The organism is Streptomyces xiaopingdaonensis, assembly GCF_000262345.1.
Lineage (GTDB): Bacteria > Actinomycetota > Actinomycetes > Streptomycetales > Streptomycetaceae > Streptomyces > Streptomyces xiaopingdaonensis.
The window spans coordinates 47,825-71,297 of record NZ_AJTQ01000139.1 but is presented as its reverse complement, the minus strand read 5'-3'; the positions used below and the strand labels follow the sequence as shown (position 1 = coordinate 71,297).

Annotated in this window: 14 protein-coding genes; 4 read left to right on the top strand and 10 right to left on the bottom strand. The window is 72.2% G+C overall.

The annotated features are described in order from the left end of the window. Positions 1–33: 33 nt before the first annotated feature. Both UWG_RS0111380 and pta read right to left on the bottom strand, forming a co-directional pair. On the bottom strand, positions 34–1,242 hold the full coding sequence (locus UWG_RS0111380) for an acetate kinase (RefSeq protein ID WP_016907336.1): 1,209 nt from the start codon (positions 1,240–1,242) through the stop codon (positions 34–36). After that, positions 1,239–3,383 carry a phosphate acetyltransferase gene (pta, locus tag UWG_RS0111375; RefSeq protein ID WP_016907335.1) on the bottom strand — a complete coding sequence of 715 codons (2,145 nt, stop codon included), beginning with the start codon at positions 3,381–3,383 and terminating at the stop codon, positions 1,239–1,241. Before pta ends, UWG_RS0111380 begins: the two co-directional genes overlap by 4 nt. A 404-nt stretch (positions 3,384–3,787) precedes the next feature. On the opposite strand from pta, the gene UWG_RS0111365 reads away from it, so the two are divergent. Further along, a complete protein-coding gene (locus UWG_RS0111365) occupies positions 3,788–4,813 on the top strand; it encodes a 6-phosphofructokinase (RefSeq protein ID WP_016907333.1) in 1,026 nt (341 codons plus the stop codon). A 655-nt stretch (positions 4,814–5,468) separates the two neighbouring features. Continuing rightward, a complete protein-coding gene (locus tag UWG_RS0111360; protein ID WP_029391359.1) occupies positions 5,469–6,092 on the top strand; it encodes an LAETG motif-containing sortase-dependent surface protein in 624 nt (207 codons plus the stop codon). 193 nt (positions 6,093–6,285) lie between these two features. Here the strand turns inward: UWG_RS0111360 and UWG_RS0111355 are convergent, their stop codons facing one another. The 3 genes from UWG_RS0111355 to UWG_RS0111345 form a co-directional block, all read right to left on the bottom strand. Continuing rightward, positions 6,286–7,320 carry a chitinase gene (locus tag UWG_RS0111355; protein ID WP_016907331.1) on the bottom strand — a complete coding sequence of 345 codons (1,035 nt, stop codon included), beginning with the start codon at positions 7,318–7,320 and terminating at the stop codon, positions 6,286–6,288. Between the two features lie 228 nt (positions 7,321–7,548). Next, on the bottom strand, positions 7,549–8,307 hold the full coding sequence (locus UWG_RS0111350) for a response regulator (RefSeq protein WP_016907330.1): 759 nt from the start codon (positions 8,305–8,307) through the stop codon (positions 7,549–7,551). After that, a complete protein-coding gene (locus tag UWG_RS0111345) occupies positions 8,304–10,007 on the bottom strand; it encodes a sensor histidine kinase (RefSeq protein ID WP_016907329.1) in 1,704 nt (567 codons plus the stop codon). The genes UWG_RS0111350 and UWG_RS0111345 overlap by 4 nt, the downstream gene beginning before the upstream one ends. A gap of 131 nt (positions 10,008–10,138) precedes the next feature. Here UWG_RS0111345 and UWG_RS0111340 point away from each other — a divergent pair, with 131 nt between their 5' ends. Next, complete coding sequence (locus UWG_RS0111340; RefSeq protein ID WP_016907328.1) at positions 10,139–11,542, top strand: C4-dicarboxylate transporter DctA; 1,404 nt, start codon at positions 10,139–10,141, stop codon at positions 11,540–11,542. Positions 11,543–11,646: 104 nt separating this feature from the next. Here UWG_RS0111340 and glgB read toward each other — a convergent pair whose 3' ends face one another. From glgB to UWG_RS0111320, 4 genes are all read right to left on the bottom strand, one after another. After that, positions 11,647–13,944, bottom strand: coding sequence for a 1,4-alpha-glucan branching enzyme (glgB, locus tag UWG_RS0111335; RefSeq protein WP_016907327.1), 2,298 nt, complete (start codon positions 13,942–13,944; stop codon positions 11,647–11,649). 48 nt (positions 13,945–13,992) lie between these two features. Beyond that, positions 13,993–15,579 carry a maltokinase N-terminal cap-like domain-containing protein gene (locus UWG_RS29855; RefSeq protein ID WP_016907326.1) on the bottom strand — a complete coding sequence of 529 codons (1,587 nt, stop codon included), beginning with the start codon at positions 15,577–15,579 and terminating at the stop codon, positions 13,993–13,995. 177 nt (positions 15,580–15,756) lie between these two features. Then, positions 15,757–17,469, bottom strand: a complete 1,713-nt coding sequence (gene treS, locus UWG_RS0111325; RefSeq protein ID WP_016907325.1) for a maltose alpha-D-glucosyltransferase — start codon at positions 17,467–17,469, stop codon at positions 15,757–15,759. Next, positions 17,456–19,501 carry an alpha-1,4-glucan--maltose-1-phosphate maltosyltransferase gene (locus UWG_RS0111320; RefSeq protein ID WP_016907324.1) on the bottom strand — a complete coding sequence of 682 codons (2,046 nt, stop codon included), beginning with the start codon at positions 19,499–19,501 and terminating at the stop codon, positions 17,456–17,458. Before UWG_RS0111320 ends, treS begins: the two co-directional genes overlap by 14 nt. A gap of 369 nt (positions 19,502–19,870) precedes the next feature. On the opposite strand from UWG_RS0111320, the gene glgP reads away from it, so the two are divergent. Further along, the gene (glgP, locus tag UWG_RS0111315) at positions 19,871–22,591 is read left to right on the top strand and encodes an alpha-glucan family phosphorylase (RefSeq protein ID WP_029391357.1); all 2,721 of its coding nucleotides are present in this window, start codon (positions 19,871–19,873) and stop codon (positions 22,589–22,591) included. 87 nt (positions 22,592–22,678) lie between these two features. Here the strand turns inward: glgP and UWG_RS0111310 are convergent, their stop codons facing one another. After that, a complete protein-coding gene (locus UWG_RS0111310) occupies positions 22,679–23,299 on the bottom strand; it encodes a GntR family transcriptional regulator (protein WP_016907322.1) in 621 nt (206 codons plus the stop codon). Positions 23,300–23,473: the final 174 nt, after the last annotated feature.

Genomic DNA, 23,473 nt, shown 5'->3' with positions numbered 1-23,473 from the left:
TCGGAACGAATGGGGGCGAGGGCGCGCACCGCCTCAGGCGGTGACGAGCGCGTAGGTCTGACGGGCTATCTCCCATTCCTCGTCGGTCGGTACGACCCCCACGGCCACCCCCGCGTCCGGCGGCGAGACGAGCCGCGGCCCCGAGGCGTCCGCGGTGTTCAACTCCGGGTCCACGGCGAGCCCGAAGCCGTCGAGCCCGGCCACGGCCGCTGCGCGCACGTCGGCCGAGTTCTCCCCGACGCCCGCGGTGAAGACGAGCGCGTCGACACGGCCGAGGACGGCGAAGTACGCGCCGATGTACTTCTTCAACCGGTGTATGTAGATGTCGAACGCGAGCTGCGCCGCGGCGTCGCCCTCGGTCCGACGCTTGCGTATCTGCCGCATGTCGTTCTCGCCGCAGAGGCCCCGCAGCCCGCTGTCCCGGTTGAGGAGGGTGTCGATCTCGTCGAGCGACATCCCCGCGACCCGGTGGAGGTGGAAGACGACGGCCGGATCGACGTCGCCGGAGCGCGTCCCCATCACGAGGCCCTCCAGCGGGGTGAGACCCATCGAGGTGTCCAGGCAGCGCCCGCCGGAGACGGCGGAGGCCGAGGCGCCGTTGCCGAGGTGGAGCACGATCGTGTTGGTCTCCTCCGGCTCCGTGCCGAGGAGGTCGGCGGTGCGGCGGGCGACGTACTCGTGCGAGGTGCCGTGGAAGCCGTAGCGGCGGACGCGGTGCGCGTCGGCCGTGCGCACGTCGATCGCGTACCGGGCCGCCTCCTCCGGCATGGCGGAGTGGAAGGCGGTGTCGAAGACGGCCACCTGCGGAACGTCGGGGCGCAGCCGGCGGGCCGTCTCGATGCCGGTGAGGTTCGCCGGGTTGTGCAGCGGCGCGACGGGCACGAGCCGCTCGATCTCCGCGAGCACCGCGTCGTCGACGAGCGTCGGCTCGGTGAAGCGGAGGCCGCCGTGGACCACGCGGTGCCCGACGGCGGCGAGTTGGGGCGAGTCGAGGCCGTATCCGTCGGCTGCCAGCTCGTCGGCGACGGCCGCCAGCGCCTCGTCGTGGTCGGCGACGCGGGTGTGCCGCTCGCGGGCCCCCGTGCCGGAGAGCCGCGGCACGTGCTCCAGGCGGGACTCCCGCTCGCCGATCCGCTCCACGAGCCCCGTGGCGATGCGGACGCCCTCGGCCATGTCGAGGAGCTGGTACTTGACGGAGGAGGAACCGGAGTTGAGCACCAGCACCCGCGTGGCGGCGGTCACGGCGCTGCCTCCTCCGGCTCCGGCGGCAGGGCGCTCTGCGTCTGCGCCTGCACGGCCGTGATCGCGACGGTGTTGACGATGTCCTGCACGAGCGCTCCCCGAGAGAGGTCGTTGACGGGCTTGCGCAGACCCTGGAGCACCGGGCCGACGGCGACGGCGCCGGCCGAGCGCTGCACGGCCTTGTAGGTGTTGTTGCCGGTGTTGAGGTCGGGAAAGACGAGGACCGTCGCGCGCCCCGCGACGTGCGAGCCGGGGAGCTTGGCGGCGGCGACCGTCGGGTCGACGGCCGCGTCGTACTGGATCGGGCCCTCGGCGAGGAGGTCGGGACGACGGTCGTGCACCAGCTCGGTGGCCGTCCGCACCTTCTCGACGTCGGCACCCGAGCCCGAACTCCCCGTCGAGTACGAGAGCAGCGCGATCCGCGGCTCCACGCCGAACCGCTGCGCCGTCTGCGCCGACTGGATCGCTATGTCGGCCAACTGCTCGGCGTCCGGGTCGGGTACGACGGCGCAGTCCCCGTAGACGAGGACGCGGTCGGCGAGGCACATGAAGAAGACAGACGAGACGACGGCCGCGTCCGGCTTGGTGCGGATCACCTCGAACGCCGGGCGGATCGTGGCGGCCGTGGAGTGCGCGGCGCCCGAGACCATGCCGTCGGCGAGGCCGTGCTCGACCATGAGGGTGCCGAAGTAGGTGACGTCGGTGACGATGTCCCTGGCGAGTTCGTAGGTGACGCCCTTGTGCGCGCGCAGCCGCGCGTACGACTCGGCGAACTCGTCCCGCAGCGGCGACGCCTGGGGGTCGACGACGCGGGCCACGGGGCCGCCGGGTTCGGCCGGCTCGCCGTCCGACAACAGCCGCAGCGAGATGCCGAGTTCGGCGGCGACCTTGCGGACCTCCACCGGGTCGCCGAGGAGCGTCAGGTCGCAGACGCCGCGCCGCAGCAGCACTTCGGCGGCGCGGAGCACCCGCTCCTCCGCGCCCTCGGGAAGGACGATGTGCCGGCGCGCGGCGCGCGACCGCTCCACCAGTTCGTGCTCGAACATCAGCGGGGTGACGCGGGAGCTGCGTCCGACGGAGAGGAGCCGGGTGAGCTCCCTCGTGTCGACGTGGTTCTCGAAGAGCCCGAGCGCCACCTCGGCCTTGCGCGGTGTGGTCGACGTCAACTCGCCTTCGAGGCCGAAGAGTTCGTACGCGGTGGGGAAGGAGCTCTCGGGGACGGAGAGCAGCGGCGTCCCCGGCGCCAGTCGGGAGGCGAGCGCGAGGACCTGGTCGTCGGGGCGGTGGCCGAGGGTGAGGAGCACGCCCGCTATCGGCGGCGATCCCGCGGCGTGCGCGGCGAGCGCCCCCATGACGAGGTCGGCGCGGTCCCCTGGCGTCACGACGAGGCAGCTCTCGGTCAACGCGGGGAGGAAGGCGGGGAGATGGGCGCCGCCGAAGACGTAGTCGCGGACGTCGCGCGCGAGGCCCGCCGGGTCGCCGAGGACCACGTCCGCGTCGAGCGCCTCGCGGACCTGGGAGATGGTGGGCGCGCTGAGCGCGGGCTCCTCGGGGAGGACGTAGAGCGGGCAGGGCAGGTGCTCGCCGAGGTCGCGCAGGGCGTGCCGGGTGGCGTCGTCGAGGACGCGGTTGGCGACGAGGGCGCTGATGTCGGTGCCGAGCGAGGCGTACGCCTCGTGCGCGTTCCGGAGCTCGGCGACGGCCGACTCCGGGCCCTGGTCGCGGGCGGCGACGACGGGGACGAGGGAGGCGCCGAACTCGTTGGCGAGCCGCGCGTTGAGCGCCAGTTCGGCGGGGAGGCCCGTCTCCGCGTAGTCGGTGCCGAGGACGAGGACCGCCTCGTACTCCATGGCGACCTGGTGGTAGCGCTCCACGAGCCGGGAGACGAGTTCGTCGGTGCCGCGGTTCGCCTGGATCTCGGCAGCGTCCTCGTAGCGGAGCCCGAAGACGGAGGCGGCGGGCTGGGTGAGCCGGTAGCGGGCGCGCAGCAGTTCGCAGATCCGGTCGGGGCCCTCGTGGGCGAGCGGGCGGAAGATCCCGACGCGGTCGACCTGCCGCGAAAGCAGCTCCATCAGGCCGAGTTCGACGACCTGGCGGCCGTCGCTCCGGCCGATTCCGGAGATGTACACGCTGCGCGTCACGCGGTGGCTCCCTCCTGCCCGTGGGCTCCGTCCGTCGGCAGGTCCGACCGTACGCACGCCGCCCGTCCCGGCGCGGCTCCGGGCGCGGACGTGCGCCGTCCGGCGGCCCCGAGCTGCACTTCCGCGCAGGCGCGCTCGCGGGTGTGCAGGCGTGCCTCCGCACTGCCTCCCTGCTTCTCGACCATACCTTCGGGTGCGATCCCTCCGCGCGCGCAGTCGATCCGTGCGGGCCTGCGCTCAGGTGCGCGGACGGGTCCAGGGACCGGGACGGGCGGTGCCGATGGGTTCAAGACGTGAAACAATCGCACCGGCTCACATGGCTCACATGGAAAAGCAGTACCAGCGGAACAGCAGTACAGCGGCCCGTCTCAGCGGGCCCACAGCGAGCAGGAGAAGCTAACCCCATGCGCATCGGAGTCCTCACCGCCGGCGGTGACTGCCCTGGTCTCAACGCCGTCATCCGGTCCCTCGTCCACCGCGCCGTGCACGACCGCGGCGACGAGGTGATCGGCTTCGAGGACGGGTTCAAGGGCCTGCTCGACGGCCGCTACCGCACGCTCGACATCAACTCGGTCAGCGGCATCCTCGCCAGGGGCGGCACCATCCTCGGCTCGGCCCGGCTGGAGCAGGGGCGGCTGCGGGACGCCTGCGACAACTCCGAGGAGCTGGTGGCGCGCCTCGGGCTCGACGCGCTCATCCCGATCGGCGGCGAGGGCACGCTCACGGCCGCGCGGCTGCTCGCCGAGGCGGGGCTCCCGGTCGTCGGCGTACCGAAGACGATCGACAACGACATCTCGGCGACCGACCGCACCTTCGGCTTCGACACGGCCGTCACGGTGGCGACCGAGGCCCTCGACCGGCTGAAGACCACGGCCGAGTCCCATCAGCGCGTCATGGTCGTCGAGGTGATGGGGCGGCACGCCGGCTGGATCGCGATGGAGGCCGGCATGGCGGGCGGCGCGCACGGCATCTGCGTCCCCGAACGGCCCTTCGAGATCGACGAGTTGGCGAAGATGATCGAGGAGCGGTTCGCGCGGAACAAGAAGTTCGCGATCATCTGCGTCGCCGAGGGGGCCCGTCCCGCCGCCGGCTCGATGCCCTACGAGAAGGGCACCATCGACCAGTACGGCCACGAGCGGTTCACCGGGATCGGCAACCAGCTCGCCGTCGAGCTGGAGCACCGCCTCGGCAAGGAGGCGAAGCCGGTGATCCTCGGCCACGTCCAGCGCGGCGGCACGCCCACCGCGTACGACCGGGTCCTCGCCACCCGCTTCGGCTGGCACGCCGTCGAGGCCGCGCACCGCGGCGACTTCGGGCAGATGACGGCGCTGCGCGGCACGGAGATCGTGATGGCGCCGCTCGCCGACGCGGTCACCGAGCTCAAGCACGTGCCCCAGTACCGGATGGACGAGACCGAAGCCGTCTTCTGAGGCGGGAGCCCGGCCGTCGCGAGGGCGGTGAGCGGCTTGCGATGCGTGGGGGTCGGAGGGGGAAGGGGCCCGGTCGCCTGGTGCGCGTGCGGGAGTGTCCGAGGGCGCGTGTGTGCAGGGCACTTGGAGTGCCGGTCGCGGGGCGTTCCTGACGCCCGCTGCCCTGGCCCGCGGCCGGGTTTCTCACGACCGTCGCGAGCCCGGCGAGGTTCCTTGCGGCCAACTCCCCTCGTTGTGCGTCGCGTTGAACCTCCTCTGGAGGCACTGTGACGGGGTTGTGACGATTCTGCGGGGCGGCGGGGGCGCGGCTGCCGTATTGTGCTGGCCGACACGCAATTCCCGTACGTCGCAAGGGCATCGGTCGCTCTCGGTGGTGGCATTCCGGCGCACCGCGGAAGATCGTCCGGCGAAGTGATCCAGAATCTTGGTGAATTCTTTGCTCTTTCCGCGGCCCGACCGCTGCGGAGAACTTTCCGCCGGTGGGGAAAGTGCGCACCGCCAGCAAGCCACCGGTCCGCGCGTGATCTCGAAATGCTCCGGCGCCAGGGGGAGTTGGAACTCCCGGGTCGGTGTGTCCCGCGTTGCGCGCGGGAGTAGCGTGCTCCCTCGGCCGCGTCTTTCCCCGTGCGGCAGGAAATTACCCGGAAGGAAAACGATGACAGCAGTGAGGAAGAGGTGGCAGCGCTCCGCCGCCATCGCGGCGATGGGGGCGACGGCTTTCCTCGGCACCGCGATAGCCGCTGCTCCCGCCCAGGCGCACAGCCCGGGCTTCGACGTGGACTGCTCGACGGTCTCCGTCGACCTGACCAACTACAACGAGCAGGTCGACAACACCGTGAAGATCACGGTGGACGGCAAGGACCTCCTCGCCGAGCAGACCTTCAAGCGCGAGTTCCACAAGAAGCTCGACCTGCCCGAGCACAAGGACGAGGTGACCGTCCGCCTCGTCGTCAACGCGGGCGACGACGACAAGTTCTCCCGTGACGAGGAGAAGACGGCCCCGGCCTGCGAGGAGACCGAGCCGCCGGCCCCGACGCCGTCCGAGACCGAAAACCCGAGCACGCCGCCGTCCTCCGAGGCCCCGGCCCCGCCGGCGAGCGAGCAGCCGAGCAGCAGCGCCCCCGCCGCGGCGCCGCAGCAGGGCGGCGACTCCGCCGACCTCGCCGAGACCGGCTCCTCCAACTCCACCCCGATGCTCGCCGGCATCGCCGCGGCCGTCGTGATCATCGGCGGCGTCCTGCTCGCCGTCACCCGGAAGCGCCGCTCGGCGCGAGGCTGACGCACCGGCCCCTCCCGTCGGCGGCGACGCGGGCGGGAGGGCCGACGCGCCTGCCGTCGGCCCGCCCGGGGACATCGGCGGACGCCGAGCGCACGAACGACGAGGGCGCGTGCACCGAGCCGGTGCACGCGCCCTCGCTCCGTTCTCGCCGGGCCCGACCCGTCAGGGCGTCGGACTCATCTCCCTGGCGTGCTCAATTCCCGTACCCGGCGAGGATCTTGGAGAACTCCCACTCCTGCTGGTCGATACCGCCGCAGGAGTCGCCGGGGGCACCGCCGCCCTCGCAGGCGCGGTCCCGGTTGACGGCCCAGAAGCTGACGCGGGCCAGGTTGTGCTCCTTGGCGTAGTCGACCATCTCCTGGAAGTCGGCAGCCGAGACGACCTCGCCCTCGACGTCGGTGTGGCCGTTCATCGAGGAGAAGCCGGACTTCGCGTACGCCTCCGCCTCGGAGATCCCGTACGCGTCGGCGACCCGTCCGGCGAGCCCGTCGACCGCCGACTTGGTGGCGGCGGCCATGTCCGTCGTGCCGTCGCCGAAGTCGAACGGCATCACCGTCCAGCCGTCGACGTCGAGCCCTGCGGCGGCCCCCTTGTTGATGAGGTCCTGGCCGGCCTCGATGGGGCCGCTGGGCGCGGTGCCGAAGGTGACGTAGACCTTGATGCCCTCGTTCCGGTCCTTGACGATCTTGAGTGCGTCGACGACGCGCTGCCTGACCTCCCCGGACTCGACCTCGCTCGCCTCGATGTCGATGTCGATCGAGTCGAGCCCGTAGGCGTCGATCACCTGCTGGTAGGCGCCGGCCAACTCCTCGGCGCTGCCGCAGGCTTCGCCGAGCTTGTTGCCGCTCCAGCCGCCGATCGACGGTGTGACGTCGCCGCCCGCCGCCTGGATCGCTTCGATCGTCTGCTGGTCCTGGCCGCCCTCCAGCGGGCGCTGGCCGTCCCAGGCCGGCGAGCAGCCGCCGTCCGAGAGGATGAAGGCCATCGTCAGTTGTTCGGTGCCGGTCTCCGCCATGAAGGCGGCGGCGTCCGGCGGGTTGCCCCAGCCCAGGTACAGGTAGGGGCCGCTGGCTCCGCTGGGCGCGGCGGCGGGGGCGTCCTCGCCCGGCGCCGCCTGCGCGGTGGCGGCGAGGGCGCCGGCCGCGGTGAGCGCGCCGGCGAGGCCGAGGGCGAGCCTGCGGCGGGTGCGGGGGGCTGTTCTGCGGTGCGAAGGGGTGTGGGGGCGCACAGCAACTCTCCCGTTCTGGAGTCCAGTTGTGGGTGCTCGGCACCGTAGCGACCCCGGATTGGTCCAGACAATAGAAAGGATAGGAAACCTTCCTACGACTTTGCCGCGCCCTGCTCCGCCCGAGCCGGCCGGCGCGGTGTTTCCGGTGGTCGTGCGGCCCGGCGGCGTCTGATCGCGGACACCGAGAACATCGGCGGCCAACCGCCTCGCGGGACGCGGCCGTCGGGATCAGTCGCGCCAGGTGTAGCAGTACTCGGGCCGCCCCACCTGCCCGTAGAGCGGGGCCCTGCGCGCCCGTCCCGCCTCCACCAGGTGTTCCAGGTACCGGCGCGCCGTGATCCGGTTGACGCCGATGCGCTCGGCGGCGGACGCCGCGGTGAGCCCGTCGTCCGCCTCCCGCAGCTCGGAGACGACGCGGTCGAGCGTGGCGGCGCTCATCCCCTTCGGCGGCACGGCCCGCTTCGGCGTACGCAGCACCGCCATCGCCCTGTCCACCTCCGCCTGGCTGCGCACCTCGCTGCCCGCAGCGGCCTCCGTCGCCTTGTACCGCTCGTACTGGAGCAGCCGTTCCCGCAGCGTCCGGAAGGTGAACGGTTTCAGTACGTGCTGCACGACCCCGAGCGAGACGCCCTCCCTGACCACCGTCAGGTCCCGGGCCGACGTCACGGCGAAAACGTCGGTCGTCCGCCCGGCGCTGCGCAGCCGCCGCAGCAGCGCGAGCCCCGTCGGCGTGGCGGTGTCCCCGGCGTCCCCGGTGACCTCGCCGCCCCTGGAGGCCGCGCCCCCGCCTTCGGGCAGGTAGAGGTCGAGCAGGAGAAGGTCGACGCGGTGCCGCTCCACCGCGTGGAACGCCTCCAGCGCGGTGTGCGCGATCCCGGCGACGGCGAAGCCGGGCACCCGCGAGACGTAGAGCGCGTGCGCGTCGGCGGCCACGGGATCGTCCTCGACGACGAGCACCCGCAGCGCGTCCTCGACGGAAGGGCTCATGCGGGCACCTCCGCGTTCCGGATCGGCAGCCGTACGGTGAACTCCGCGCCGCCGCCAGGACCTTCGGCGGCGGCGACGCTGCCCCCGTGCCGCAGCGCCGCCTGCCGCACCAGCGCGAGACCGATGCCGCGGCCGGCGCCGTGCCTGCCGCCCTGCGTCTTCGTGGACCACCCGTGCTCGAAGACCGCCTCGCCGCTCACGGGCAGCCCGGGCCCGGTGTCGTGGACGCGCACGAGGAACTCGGGCGGCCCTCCGCCCGGCTCCGCCGCCGAGAGCCGCACCGTCACCGTGACGCGCGGCGGGCTCGCGTCCCCGCGCGCGGCCCCGGAGCCGACCGCCGCCTCCACCGCGTTGTCGATGAGGTTGCCGAGGACGGTGACGAGATCGCGCGCCGGCAGCTCGTCGGGGAGCAGCCCGTCGTGCACCCCGCTGTCGGGGGTGAGCACCAACTCGACGCCGTGCTCGTTGGCTTGCGCCGCCTTCCCCAGCAGCAGCGCGGCGAGCACCGGTTCCGAGACGGCTGCGACGACCTGGTCGGTGAGCTCCTGCGCGAGCTCCAACTCCTCGGTGGCGAACTCCACCGCCTCCTCGGTGCGTCCCAGTTCGACGAGGGAGACGACGGTGTGGAGGCGGTTGGCCGCCTCGTGCGCCTGGGCCCTGAGCGCCTCGGCGAGGCCGCGCGCCGAGTCCAACTCGCCTGCCAGCGACTGGATTTCCGTGTGGTCCCGGAGCGTCACCACGGTGCCCCTGCGCTCCCCGCCCGCGACGGGCGAGGTGTTGACGACGACGACCCGGTCCGCCGTCAGGTGCACCTCGTCGACCCGCGGTTCGGAGGAGAGGAGCGCACCCGCCAGCCGCCGCGGCAGCCCCAGTTGGTCCGCGCCCCGGCCGAGCACCTCGACGTCGCGGAGCCCGAGGAGCGTACGGGCGCCGTCGTTGATGAGGGCGACCCTGCGGGTGCCGTCGAGCATCAACAGGCCCTCGCGGACGGCGTGCAGGGCCGCCTCGTGGTAGTCGTGCATCCGGTTGAGCTCGGCCGCGTTCATGCCGCGGGTGTGGCGGCGGAGCCGGCGGTTGACGAGGTACGTGCCGACGCCGCCGAGCGCCAGCGCCGCCGCGGCGAAGAGCAGCAGCACGACGAGCTGCCTGCGGAGCTCCTCGCTGATCGCGTCGACCGTGATCCCCGCGGAGACGAACCCCACGACCCGCGTCCCCGCGCCCCCGTCGTCGGCCCTGATCGGGGCGACCGCGCGGACGGAAGGACCCAGCGTCCCCTCGTACTCCTCGGTGAAGACGCGGCCGCCCCGCGCCTTCTCGGTGTGGCCGAGGAAGGGCTTGCCGATCTGCGCCGTGTCGGGGTGCGTCCAGCGGACGCCTTCCGCATCCATGATCGTGACGAAGGTGACGCCCGTGTCCTTCCGGACCTGCTCGGCGTACGGCTGGAGCTGCGCCGACGGGTTGCTCCCGCCGATCGCGCCGAGCACCGAGGGCGAGTCGGCGACGGAGGAGGCGGTGGCGGAGGCCCGGTGCCTGGCGTCGTCCTCGGCCTGGACCCGGTCGCTGAGGTACGTGAAGACCGCGCACGCGGCGACCACCAGGCCGACGAGGACCACCTGCATCGCGAAGAGCTGCCCGGCGAGGCTGCGGGGCCGCCCGCTTCGCCTGGGCAGGCGGTCGAGGAGTCGGAACACGGTGCGCACCCGCCAAGTCTGCCTACAGATTTTTCATGCACGTAATGCACAGAAGCGTGACGTCGCGCACGAGCCGTTGGATAGTCACCGGGACTCGGTACGAGTCGGAGTCGCTATTGAAGGATTGACGAGGAGCCGACGTGTCGAAGAAGACACCTGAGCAGTCACCGCCGCAGCGGCGGGACCGTACGCACTACCTCTACATAGCCGTGATCCTGGCCGTGGTGGTCGGCGTGACGCTCGGTCTCGTGGCGCCCGACGCCGCCAAGGAGCTGAAGCCCATCGGTGAGGGCTTCGTCGCGCTCATCAAGATGATGATCTCGCCTGTGATCTTCTGCACCATCGTGCTCGGCGTGGGGTCGGTGCGGAAGGCCGCGAAGGTCGGTGCCGTGGGCGGCATCGCCATCGGCTACTTCATGGTGATGTCGATCGTCGCGCTCGTGATCGGTCTGGTCGTGGGCAACGTCCTGGAGCCGGGCCACGGCATGCACCTCGACGCCGCGACGCGGGACGCCGGCGCCTCGCAGGCCGAGGACGGCGGCGAGGGGATGACCGACTTCCTGCTCGGCATCATCCCGACGAGCTTCGTCTCCGCCTTCACCGAGGGCGAGGTGCTCCAGACGCTGCTGATCGCGCTGCTCGTCGGCTTCGCCCTGCAGGCGATGGGCCGCGCGGGCGAGCCGATCATCAAGGGGATCGGCCACATCCAGAAGCTCGTCTTCCGGGTGCTGGCGATGATCATGTGGGCCGCGCCCGTGGGGGCTTTCGGCGCCATGGCGGCGGTGGTCGGGGAGACCGGTCTCGACGCGCTGAAATCGCTCGCCGTGATCATGATCGGTTTCTACGTCACCTGTTTCCTCTTCGTCTTCCTCGTGCTCGGGGTGATCCTGAAGGTCTGCACGGGCGTCAACGTCTTCGCGCTCCTCAAGTACCTGGGGCGCGAGCTGCTGCTGATCCTCTCGACCTCCTCCTCGGAGTCGGCGCTGCCGCGTCTGATCGCGAAGATGGAGCACCTCGGCGTCAGCAAGCCGGTCGTCGGCATCACCGTCCCGACGGGGTACTCCTTCAACCTCGACGGTACGGCGATCTACCTGACGATGGCCTCCCTCTTCGTCGCCGAGGCGATGGGCAGCCCGCTCGGGCTCGGTGAGCAGATCTCGCTGCTCGTCTTCATGATCGTCGCCTCCAAGGGCGCGGCGGGTGTCACGGGCGCCGGCCTGGCGACCCTCGCGGGCGGCCTCAACTCGCACCGCCCCGAACTCGTCGACGGTGTGGGGCTGATCGTCGGCATCGACCGCTTCATGAGCGAGGCCCGCGCCCTCACCAACTTCGCGGGCAACGCCGTCGCCACCGTCCTCATCGGCACCTGGACGAAGGAGATCGACAGGGACCGCGTCGGCGAAGTCCTCAGCGGGCAGCACCCGTTCGACGAGCGCTCCCTCGCCGAAGCCGACGCCGACCCGGAGGACGCGCCGCCCGCGGAAGCGGCCTCCTCGACGGGCGGCACCGTCCCGGCGCAGTCGGAGGGCGCGGCCAGGAGCTGACGCCTGACGTGCCAGGGGGGCGCGGCCCGGCCGGGCCGCGCCCCCCTGACGTGCGCGGTTCTCCTCGCACGAGTGCCGCAGACCCGACTCCTCCCCGTACGCGCTCAGCCGGCCGGTCGGAACCAGACGGTGGCGAGCGGGGGCAGCGTCGGGCGGAGTGAGCGTTCCAGCCCGTGCGCGGCGACCGGCTCGGCCGTCAGCGGGCCCGAAGCGCGGACGCCGCTGCCGCCGAACCGCTCGGCGTCGGTGTTGAGCACCTCGCGCCAGGACGCCGCCGCTGGCGGTACGCCGAGCCGGTACCCCTCGCGTACGACGGGCGAGAAGTTGCTCACGGCGAGGAGCGGAGCGCCGTCCGCGTCGAAGCGGAGGAAGGCGAAGACGTTGTCGTCCGCGGCGTCCGCCTCGACCCAGCGGAACCCCGCCGGGTCGGTGTCCCGCTGCCAGAGGGCGGGTGCGTCGCGGTACTCGGCATTCAACTCCCGTACCAGGTCGCGGACTCCGCGGTGGTCCGGCTCCGCCGGGTAGCCGGGGTCGAGCAGCCACCAGTCGGGTCCGTGCTCGTGCGACCACTCGGCGCCCTGGGCGAACTCCTGCCCCATGAAGAGGAGTTGCTTTCCCGGATGGGCCCACGTGAAGCCGAGGTACGCGCGGTGCGAGGCGCGCCGCTGCCACCAGTCGCCCGGCGGCTTCGAGGCGAGCGACCGCTTGCCGTGGACGACCTCGTCGTGGGAGATCGGGAGGATGTAGTTCTCCGAGTACGCGTAGACCATCGCGAACGTCATGTCGTGGTGGTGCCAGCGGCGGTGGACGGGCTCCTCGGCGAGGTAGGCGAGGGTGTCGTGCATCCAGCCCATGTTCCACTTGAAGCCGAACCCGAGCCCGCCGAAGCCGCTCCGGCCCATCTCGTCGGTCCGCCGCGTCACACCGTCCCAGGCCGTGGACTCCTCCGCCGCGGTGAGCACGCCGGGGCAGCGGCGGTGGACGGTCGCGTTCATCTCCTGGAGGAAGGCGACGGCGTCGAGGTTCTCCCGGCCGCCGAAGGCGTTCGGGGTCCACCCGCCCTCCGGCCGCGAGTAGTCGAGGTAGAGCATCGAGGCGACGGCGTCCACGCGCAGGCCGTCGATGTGGAACTCCTCGCACCAGTAGACCGCGTTGGCGACGAGGAAGTTCCGCACCTCGCGGCGGCCGTGGTCGAACTCCAGGGTGCCCCAGTCGGGGTGCTCGGCCCTGCGCGGATCCGCGGGCTCGTAGAGCGGGGTGCCGTCGAACCGGGCAAGCGCCCAGTCGTCCTTGGGAAAGTGCGCGGGGACCCAGTCCATGAGGACGCCGATGCCCTCGCGGTGCAGCGCGTCGACGAGGCACCGGAAGTCGTCGGGCGTCCCCAGGCGGGCGGTGGGCGCGTAGAAGCCGGTGATCTGGTAGCCCCAGGAGCCGCCGAAGGGATGCTCGGCCACCGGCATCAACTCGACGTGGGTGAACCCCGACTCCTTGACGTAGGCCGGCAGTTCCTCCGCGAGCTGCCGGTAGCCGAGGCCGGGCCGCCACGAGGGGAGATGCACCTCGTAGACGGAGAGCGGCGCGTCGTGGTGGCTGCGCCCCGCGCGGGCGGCGAGCCATGCGCCGTCCTGCCACTCGTACGTCGAGGTCTCGACGACCGACGCCGTCGCCGGCGGGCACTCGGTACGCCGCGCCATGGGGTCGGCGCGCAGCGAGCGGCTGCCGTCGGGCCCCGCGATCTCGAACTTGTACCGTGCGCCGGCGCCCACGCGGGGCACGAAGAGCTCCCACACGCCGGTCGCACCGAGGGAGCGCATGGGGAGCGCCGTCCCGTCCCAGCAGTTGAAGTCCCCGGTGACGCGCACCCCTCGGGCGTTCGGCGCCCACACCGTGAACCGCGTGCCGACGACGCCCGCGACCGTCATCGGGTGCGCCCCGAGCGCCCGCCACAGCTCCTCGTGCCGCCCCTCCGCGACGAGGTGGAGGTCGAACTCGCCCAGCGCGGGCAGGAACCGGTACGGATCGGCCGTCCGCAGCTCGTCCCGTCCGGGCTCGGCGCCGTAGCGGACGAGCAGCTCGTACGGCGGGACGGTGGGGCGGTCCCGGCCGCTCATCGGCTTCAGCGGGACGGTGGCGGCGAAGAACCCGTCGCCGTCGTCGACGAGTTCGGCCCGCGCTCCGTCGAGGAGGACGGCGACCGCGCGCGCGAAGGGGCGCAAGGCGCGGAAGACGACGCCCGCGCCGGTCGGGTGCGCGCCCAGATGCGCGTGCGGGTCGTGGTGCGTCCCGTCGAGGAGGCGTCTGCGGTCCGCCTCGGGGAGCGGTGGTGCCGGTAGGACGGCGCAGCGCGGTGCGGGGTGCTGCGGCGGGACGGGGGCGGGGCGGAGCGGGTTGCTCGTCGTCACGGCGGTGCCTTTCTGGGGCGGTCGGAGGCCGCGCTGCTGCGGTGCGGTTCAGCCGCGGGCCTCGGTCATGGGAGCGGCGAGCCTGCGGACGGCGGAGAGCGGAACGGGCAGCCAACTCGGGCGGTGGCGTGCCTCGTAGCGCACCTCGTAGACGGCCTTGTCGGTCTCGTACGCGCGCAGCAGCACCGCGTCGTCCCGCGGATCGCTGCCGGCCGACTCGGCGTAGCCTTCGCAGTAGGCACCGCGCGCGGCCTCGGCCCAGCTCCGCGCCCACGGGTCGTCGGCGGAGCGGGCGCCCGGCCGGTAGGAGGCGTAGTCGAAGGAGCGCAGTATCCCGGCGACGTCGCGGACGGCCGGCTGCGGATGGCACCGCTCGGCGAGGGGGCGGGCCGGCTCGCCCTCGAAGTCGATGAGCGACCAGTCGCCCTCCGGGCCCTGGAGGACCTGTCCGAGGTGGAGGTCCCCGTGGACGCGCTGGGCCCGGCGCCGCCTGCCGTCGCTGCCGAGCCGGGAGAGTGCGCGGAAGGTGCCCAACAGGCGGGCGCGGTACGGGCGCAGGGCCGGTACGGCCGCGGTCGTCGACTCCAGCCGGGCGGTCATGCCGGCCGCGGCCTCCTCCAGGTCGCCGCTGTCGAGCGCCTTCGTGGGGAGCGCCTCGGCGAGGGTCCGGTGCACCTGCGCGGTGGTGCGCCCCAGCGCGTGCGCCTGCGCGGTGAAGTGGCGGCCTTCGCCGAGCGAGCGGAGCGCGAGCTGCCACCCGTCGACCGCCTCGGGGAAGAACGGCTGGAGGACGCCGAGCGTCAGGGTGTCTTCGGTGGCCCGCGGTTCGGCTGCGGTGGGTGCCGGAGCCGCCCGGCGCGTACGGGGCGCTCGGGACTCCGGCGCCGCGGGCGTGCACCCGGTGCGGGGCGGCGTGCGGGGCGTGGCCTCGAACCACGCAGTCGGCGCCGGGACGCGGTCGCAGCCGTGGCGGGCGAGGGCGAGGGAGAGTTCGAGGTCCGGGTTGACGCCTCGCTCGACCCGGCGGAAGAGCTTCAGGATGTGCGAACGCCCGTAGATCACGGAGGAGTTGGACTGCTCGGCGGCGAGCGGGCGCGGCGTCAGGCCGTCGGCGATGTCCGTGTGCGGCACTCTGGTGAAGCGGAGCGGGCCGAGGCTCCCCGGCGTACGCAGCCGCTCCAGCAGGACGGACGCGAGGCGGGGATCGAGCAGCGCCTCGTAGACGGCGCGACCGCGCAGCGGCCCCGAGCGCGGCCGCCCGACGAGGGCGTGCGCCAGCTCCTCGGGGAGGCGGGGCCGTACGCCGAGGAGCAACTGGTAGCAGTCGGCGGGGTGTTCACCGGCGGCGGCGCCCGGACCGCCGCTCTCCGGGTGCGCGGCGAGCGCGGGCGAGTCGGTGTGCCAGGCGCGGACCAGCAGGTGGAGGAGTCCGGGCCCGGAGCCGAGCGTGGGGAGCAACTCCACGGAGGCGACGAGCGAGAGCCCGGCGAGGTCGCGCCCCCCGCCGGCGAACCATCGCTGTATCGGCAGCCATTCGGTGAGGAGGGGCGAGAGCGAGGCGAGCAGCGCCGTACCGCCCGCGTGGGTGGGTGCACTCGCCCGGCCCGCGGCCAGGGGCGAGGAGCTGTCCGACATGGCGTCCTTTCCCCGGGCACACGAAAGGTACGCAGAGTCTCTCGGATGACGGAGAGGGATGCTCGGGTGCGCGGTCCGTGTCGAGCAACTTCGTGGGTTTTCTGCCAGGACCCGCGCCGGGTGCGCGCGCCCCCGCTCGGCTCTCCTGCGCGAGCGGGGGTGCGGGAGGACGTCGCGTCAGACGTCCTTGCGGAGCCGGAACCAGTAGAAGCCGTGGCCCGCGAGAGTGAGGAGGTAGGGCAGTTCGCCGACGGGCGGGAAGCGGACGCCGCCGATCAGCTCCACCGGGACCCGGCCGGTGAACTCGGCGAGGTCCAGCTCGGTCGGTTGCGGGAAGCGCGAGAAGTTGTGCACGCACATCACCACGTCGTCCCCGCCCTCCGGGAGGCGCACCTCGCGGAGGAACGCGAGGACCGCCGGGTTGCTGGAGCTGAGCTCTGCGTAACTCCCCAGCCCGAAGGCGGGGTTCTGCCGGCGGATCTCGAGCATCCGCCGCGTCCAGTGGAGCAGGGAGCTGGGGGAGCTCATCGCGGCCTCGACGTTGGTGACCTGGTACCCGTGGACCGGGTCCATGATCGTCGGGAGGAAGAGGCGGCCGGGGTCGCACGAGGAGAAGCCGGCGTTGCGGTCCGGTGTCCACTGCATCGGCGTGCGCACCGCGTCGCGGTCGCCGAGCCAGATGTTGTCGCCCATGCCGATCTCGTCGCCGTAGTACAGGATCGGCGACCCGGGGAGGGAGAGGAGGAGCCCGGTGAAGAGTTCGATCTGCTTGCGGTCGTTGTCGAGGAGCGGGGCGAGCCGGCGGCGGATGCCGATGTTGGCGCGCATCCGCGGGTCCTTGGCGTACTCCGCGTACATGTAGTCGCGCTCCTCGTCGGTGACCATCTCCAGGGTCAGCTCGTCGTGGTTGCGCAGGAAGATGCCCCACTGGCACCCCGAGGGGATCGACGGCGTCTTGGCGAGGATCTCGGAGACGGGGTAGCGGGACTCGCGGCGGACGGCCATGAAGATCCGCGGCATCACGGGGAAGTGGAACGCCATGTGGCACTCGTCGCCGCCGCGCTCGTAGTCCCCGAAGTAGTCGACGACGTCCTCGGGCCACTGGTTCGCCTCGGCGAGGAGGACGGTGTCCGGGTACTGCGCGTCGATCTCGCGGCGTACGCGCTTGAGGAAGGCGTGCGACGCGGGGAGGTTCTCGCAGTTGGTGCCCTCCTCGGCGTAGAGGTAGGGGACGGCGTCGAGGCGGAACCCGTCGATGCCGAGGTCGAGCCAGAAGCGCAGCGCCGAGATCATCTCGTCCTGGACGCGCGGGTTCTCGTAGTTGAGGTCGGGCTGGTGCGAGAAGAAGCGGTGCCAGTAGTACTGCTTGCGCAGCGGGTCGAAGGTCCAGTTGGAGACCTCGGTGTCGACGAAGATGATGCGCGCGTCCTGGTACTGCTTGTCGTCGTCGGCCCAGACGTAGTAGTCGCCGTAGGGGCCCGCGGGGTCGCGCCGCGACTCCTGGAACCACGGGTGCTGGTCGCTCGTGTGGTTCATGACGAAGTCGATGATGACGCGCATGCCGCGCTGGTGCGCCGCGTCGACGAACTCGACGAACTCGGCGAGGTCCCCGAACTCCGGCAGGACGGCGGTGTAGTCCGAGACGTCGTAACCGCCGTCCTTCAGCGGGGACTTGAAGAACGGCGGCAGCCAGAGGCAGTCGACACCGAGCCACTGCAGGTAGTCGAGCCTCGCGGTGATCCCCTTGAGGTCACCGATCCCGTCTCCGTCGCTGTCCTGGAAGGAGCGGACCAGTACCTCGTAGAAGACGGCGCGTTTGAACCACTCCGGGTCGAGCTTCCCCGCGGGGGTGTCCTCGAAGGTGTCGGGGACGGGCTCATTGACGGTCATTGGGTGACCCTCCGATCGGTGAGGACGGTCGCAGGGTGAGGATGTGCGCCGCAGCGGGGGAATCACCCCCCGGCCGCAGGCGGACATAGTTGGCCCTGCCCCAGTGGTAGGTCTCGCCGGTGAGCTCGTCGCGCACCGGGAAAGACTCGGACCCGCTCAGTTGAGCGGCACTCAGGCCGAACGTTGCAAGGTCCGTGCTGTCCAACGACACCGTCGCCTCGTGGGTGTGGTGCGGATCGAGGTTGACCACGACGAGCACCGTGTCCGCGTACGGGTCCTCGCAGTGCTTGGAGTACGCCAGCACCTGGTCGTTGCCCGTGGAGTGGAAGCGCAGGTTGCGAAGGCGCTGGAGCGCGGGGTGGCGCCGGCGCAGCCGGTTGAGCAGGGTGACGAGGCCGCGGAGCGAGCGGCCCTCGCGCTCGGCCGCCGCCCAGTCGCGGGGCCGGAGTTGGTACTTCTCCGAGTCGGCGTACTCCTCGCTCCCGTCGTGCGCCGCCTCCGCCTCGCAGAGCTCGAACCCCGCGTACATCCCCCAGGAAGGGGAGAGCGTCGCCGCCAGCACCGCGCGGGTGGCGAAGGCGGCGGGTCCGCCGTCGCGGAGGTAGGCGTGGAGGATGTCCGGGGTGTTCACGAAGAGGTTGGGGCGCAGGTACGCGGCGGTCTCCGTGGTGAGCTCGGTGAGGTACTCCGTCAGTTCCTGTTTGGAGTTGCGCCAGGTGAAGTACGTGTACGACTGCTGGAAGCCGATACCGGCGAGCGTGCGCACCATCGCGGGGCGGGTGAACGCCTCGGCGAGGAAGACGACGTCGGGGTCGGTGCGGCCCACCTCGCCGAGCACCTTCTCCCAGAAGACGACGGGCTTGGTGTGCGGGTTGTCCACGCGGAAGATCCGCACGCCGCGGCCCATCCAGAAGCGGAGGACGCGGAGCGTCTCGCGGACGATGCCGTCGAAGGCCGACGGGTGGTCGTCGAAGCAGAGCGGGTAGATGTCCTCGTACTTCTTGGGCGGGTTCTCCGCGTGCGCGATCGAGCCGTCCGGACGGTGGCGGAACCACTCCGGGTGCTTCTCGACCCAGGGGTGGTCGGGTGAGCACTGGAGCGCGAAGTCGAGGGCGACCTCCATGCGCAGCGAACGCGCCTTCGCGACGAAGCGGTCGAAGTCGGCGAGGGTGCCGAGCTCCGGGTGGACGGCGTCGTGGCCGCCCTCCGCCGAGCCGATCGCCCACGGGCACCCGACGTCGTACGGGCCGGCCTCGAGAGCGTTCCCCGCGCCCTTGCGGTGCGTGGTGCCGATCGGATGGATCGGCGGGAGGTAGACGACATCGAAGCCCATCGCCGCGAGGGTGTCGAGGCGTTCGGCGGCGGTGCGGAGGGTGCCGCTCACGGGCGGGGCGCCCTCCGTGACGACGGCGCCCTCGGAGCGGGGGAACATCTCGTACCAGGAGCCGAAGAGGGCGCGCTCGCGCTCCACTTGAAGGGTGAGCGCGGCGGAGGAGGTGACGAGCTCGCGCAACGGGAAGCGTGCGAGTACCGCCGCGACCTCGGGGGAGAGCGCCGCCGCCAGACGCTCGTGCGGCGGGTGCGTCGGGTCGCGCAGCGCGTCGACGACATCGAGGACGACGGCCCTGCCGTCCCGTTTCGGTACGCCGGCGGCGGCGCGCTCGTGCACCTCGGCGCCCTCCAGGCACGTCAACTCGGCGTCGACGCCTGCCGGGATCTTCACCTCGGCCGTTCTTCGCCATGCGGTGAGCGGGTCCGACCAGGCTTCCACGCTGTACGTCCATCTGCCCTCGGTGTCCGGGACGACCTGGGCGCCCCAGCGGTCGGTGCCGGGCGCCAACTCCTGCATCGGGGTCCACGGTCCGGCACGGCCGGCGGGTCCGCGCAGCACCACATTGGCGCCGACCGCATCCTGCCCCTCCCTGAAGACCGTCGCCGAGACCTCGAAGGACTCGCCGACCACCGCCTTCGCGGGGCGGCGTCCGCCCTCGACGAGCGGTCGGACGTCGAGCACGGGGATACGACCGATCATGGATTCACCTGGAGGATCGTGGGGAGGGCAAGCGTGCTCCGCTCTTTCTATCCGCTCCGTGCACGGCTTCCCCGGCGCGCGCGTGACCCCTCAGGTCCGCGTTCACTCTGCTGGGGGCGTACGGGATTCCGGGCGTGCGGGGGCGGTTGCGGGAGGGTGGCGCGGGCGTCCGCGTCGTGCCGGTACCGCTCCGCGAATGCCGATCGCCGGGCGCGGGCGGTGGGTTGGGCGGGGCGTGCGGCACGGCCGGCCGGGTCCGTCGTACGGTGCCGCTGCGGCGGGCGCCGTTGGGTTCCACTGGGCGGCGAAACGCTGTATATCCGGGCCAACCGTGCGAAACGGGCGAGTGCGCAGCTACCTTCGTGCGGTGTGAAGGCCATTCGTCGTTTCTCCGTGCGCCCCGTCCTCCCCGAACCGCTGCGCCCGCTGGGCGAACTCGCGGGCAACCTCCGCTGGTCCTGGCACGCCGGGACGCGGGAGCTCTTCCGCACGCTCGATCCCGCCGCCTGGCGCGAGTCCGGCGGCGACCCGGTGCGGACGCTCACCGAGGCGGCGCCCGAGCGCTGCGTAGAGGCCGCCGCCGACCCCGACTTCGTGCGGCGGGTCGACGCCGCCGTCCGCGAACTGCGGCGGTACCTGGAGGAGCCGCGCTGGTACCAGGGCCAGGACGGCGAACTGCCCGCCGCCGTCGCCTACTTCTCGCCCGAGTTCGGGCTCGCGGGGACGCTGCCGCAGTACTCGGGGGGGCTCGGCATCCTCGCCGGGGACCACCTCAAGGCGGGGAGCGATCTGGGAGTGCCGCTCATCGGAGTGGGGCTGCTCTACCGGCACGGCTACTTCCGGCAGTCGCTCGGCGCCGACGGATGGCAGCGCGAGGAGTACCCCGTCTTCGAGCCGGAGGGGACGGCGTTGCGGCTGCTCCGGGAGACCGCGCGCGCGTCGGACCAGACGCCTCCGCGCCCCGTGCGCGTCGGACTGCGGCTCCCCGAGGGGCGCAGTCTCGTGGCGCAGGTGTGGCTGGCGCAGGTGGGCAGGGTGCCGCTGCTCCTCCTCGACTCGGACGTCGACGCGAACGCACCGGCCGAACGCCAGGTCACCGACCGGCTCTACGGCGGCGGCAGCGAACACCGGCTGCTGCAGGAGATGCTGCTCGGCGTCGGCGGTGTGCGCGCGGTGCGGGCGTACTGCGCCGTCACGGGGCACCCCTCGCCCGAGGTCTTCCACACCAACGAGGGGCACGCGGGCTTCTCCGGCCTGGAGCGGGTCCGCGAACTCCTCGCCGACGGCGGGGACACGCGGGCGTGGGCGTCCGCGACGGGCTCCTGTCCCGACGCGGCGAGCGACGCACAGCCGGACGACGCGGAGCAACCGCCCGCGGACAGCGCGGAGTTCGACGCCGCCGTGGAGGCGGTGCGCGCCGGCGCCCTCTTCACCACGCACACACCCGTGCCCGCGGGGATCGACCGCTTCGACCGCGGGACGGTCGCTCGGTACTTCGGGGCGGAGGGCGAGCTTCCGGGCGTCGAAGTGGAGGACGTGCTGCGGTTGGGGGCCGAGGAGTACCCCGGAGGTGACCCGGGCGTCTTCAACATGGCGGTGATGGGGCTGCGTCTCGCACAGCGGGCCAACGGCGTCAGCACGCTCCACGGGGAGGTCGCGCGCCGGATGTTCGTCGGCCTCTGGCCCGGCTTCGAGCCCGAGGAGGTGCCGTTGGCCTCCGTCACCAACGGCGTGCACGCGCCCACCTGGACCGCTTCCGAGGTGCCCGCCGACGGCGCCGCGCTCGGCGCGCTCGACGAAACCGGCCTGTGGCGGATGCGGCGCACGCTGCGCGAGCGGCTGGTGGAGGACGTACGCCGCCGCCTCCACCGCTCCTGGCGGGCCCGCGGTGCCGCGCACGCCGAACTCGCCTGGATCGACGGGGTGTTCGACCCCGAAGTGCTGACGATCGGTTTCGCCCGCCGTGTCCCCTCCTACAAGCGGCTGACGCTGATGCTCCAGGACCGGGACCGGCTGGCGGAGCTGCTGCTCCATCCGACCCGACCCGTGCAGATCGTCGTCGCGGGCAAGGCGCATCCGGCCGACGACGGGGGCAAGGGCCTCATCAGAGAGCTGGTCAGATTCGCCGACGATCCCCGTGTGCGCCACCGGATGGTCTTCCTGCCGGACTACGGGATGTCGATGGCCCAGACGCTCTACCCGGGGTGCGACGTCTGGCTCAACAACCCGATCCGCCCCCTGGAGGCGTGCGGTACCAGCGGTATGAAGGCGGCGCTCAACGGATGTCTCAACCTCTCGGTGCGGGACGGTTGGTGGGACGAGTGGTACGAGCCGGAGTTCGGGTGGGCGCTCCCGACCGCCGACGGCGCCGCGGAGGAGGACCCCGAGCGCCGCGACGCCCTCGAGGCCGCCGCTCTCTACGACCTCCTCGCCGAACAGGTGGCACCCTGCTTCTACGCGCGTGAGTCTCCCGAGGGGACCGGCGACGGGGGCGCGGAGGTCCCGAAGCGGTGGGTCGCCAAAGTCCGCGAGACCCTCGGACGGTTGGGCCCGCGGGTGAACGCGGAGCGCATGGTGCAGGAGTACGTCACCGGGCTCTACGCGCCCGCAGCCCGCGCGCACCGCGAGCTCACGCCCGGGGTGGCCCGCGAACTCTCCGCCTGGAAGCGCCGGTTGCGCGCGGAGTGGGCAGAGGTGGCGGTGGAGCGGGTGGAGTCCGAAGGCGACTCGGTCGGGGACGAGACGTTGGAGTTGGGGGCATCGCTCGCCCTCCGGGCGCGTGTCGCGCTGGGCGGTCTGGACCCCGCCGACGTGGAGGTGCAGGCCGTGGCCGGGCGGGTTGACGAGTCGGACGTGGTCATGTGGGCAGGGGCGCGGAGTCATCCCCTGAAGCGGTCGGGCGGTCGGGACGTCGAGGGCAGGTGGCTCTTCGAGGGCCGACTTCCTCTCGACCGGACCGGTTCTTTCGGCTACACCGTCCGGGTGCTGCCGGCGCACCGGTTGCTCTGCGGTGCGGCGGAGATGGGCCTCGTGGCGGTCGCTTCGGGGGACGCCGGCGTTTCCCCCGAAGCCGGCGTGCTGCTGCGGTAGTCGGCGGAGGTGCGGCTTCCCGCGCCGGGCGTCGGAGGCCCGGGCGCAGGGGTCGAGGCTGCTCGGATTCGCGGCCGTACGGCTCGTCTACCCCGCCCACTCGCCCCGGATGTGGTCGAGATGGCGGGTCATGACGGCCTCGGCGCGGGCCGGGTCACGGGCCAGCACGGCGTCCAGGAGCTGGAAGTGCTCAGGTGCCGTCTGCTGCAGGATGCCTTGTTCGGCGAGGGTACTGACACCGTAGAGCCGGGTTTGGTCGCGAAGCTGGGCCACGGTCTCCACCAGCCGTGTGTTGCTGCCCAGTTCGAGGAGCGACAGGTGGAAGCGCCGGTCGGTCTCCAGGAAGAGGGCGACGTCTCCCGTACGCGCGGCTGCCTCGATCTCTGCGGCCACGGGGCGTAGGGCCTCGATGTCCTCGTCGCGGGCGCGGTCGATCAGCGCGACGACCGCGGGGACCTCCAACATGCGGCGCATCTCGCCTATTTCGTCCAGGTCGTGCTCGCTGATGGGCACGATGCGGAACCCCCGGTTGCGCACGGGCTCCAGGATGCCCTGGTTGACCAAGGTCAACATGGCCTCGCGGACCGGGCTGTTGGAGACGCCCAGCCGGCTCGCCAGCGCGGAGGCCGAGTAGATCTCGTCCGGCCCGATCTCGCCGGAGACGATCGCCTGGCGAACGATCACCAACGCTTGCTCTCGCAGGCTCACATGTGCCAGCCGGTCCAACGTCCCTCCTCCGTCTGCTCTTCGGCAAACCCTTGACACCCGATTTCCGGTGTTCGCATACTACCGGGCATCGCTAAACGGTAATCGCTTACCGGTCACTAAGGGGCCGGCAGCGCCGTCCCTCCCCCTCTTCTCTCCCGGTTCTTCCGTTCTCCG

Coding starts and splice junctions, on each gene's coding strand:
- UWG_RS29855 (WP_016907326.1), bottom strand. CDS start 15,579: ATGTCGGACAGCTCCTCGCCCCTGGCCGCGGGCCGGGCGAGTGCACCC.
- treS (WP_016907325.1), bottom strand. CDS start 17,469: ATGACCGTCAATGAGCCCGTCCCCGACACCTTCGAGGACACCCCCGCG.
- UWG_RS0111365 (WP_016907333.1), top strand. CDS start 3,788: ATGCGCATCGGAGTCCTCACCGCCGGCGGTGACTGCCCTGGTCTCAAC.
- UWG_RS0111360 (WP_029391359.1), top strand. CDS start 5,469: ATGACAGCAGTGAGGAAGAGGTGGCAGCGCTCCGCCGCCATCGCGGCG.
- UWG_RS0111350 (WP_016907330.1), bottom strand. CDS start 8,307: ATGAGCCCTTCCGTCGAGGACGCGCTGCGGGTGCTCGTCGTCGAGGAC.
- UWG_RS0111320 (WP_016907324.1), bottom strand. CDS start 19,501: ATGATCGGTCGTATCCCCGTGCTCGACGTCCGACCGCTCGTCGAGGGC.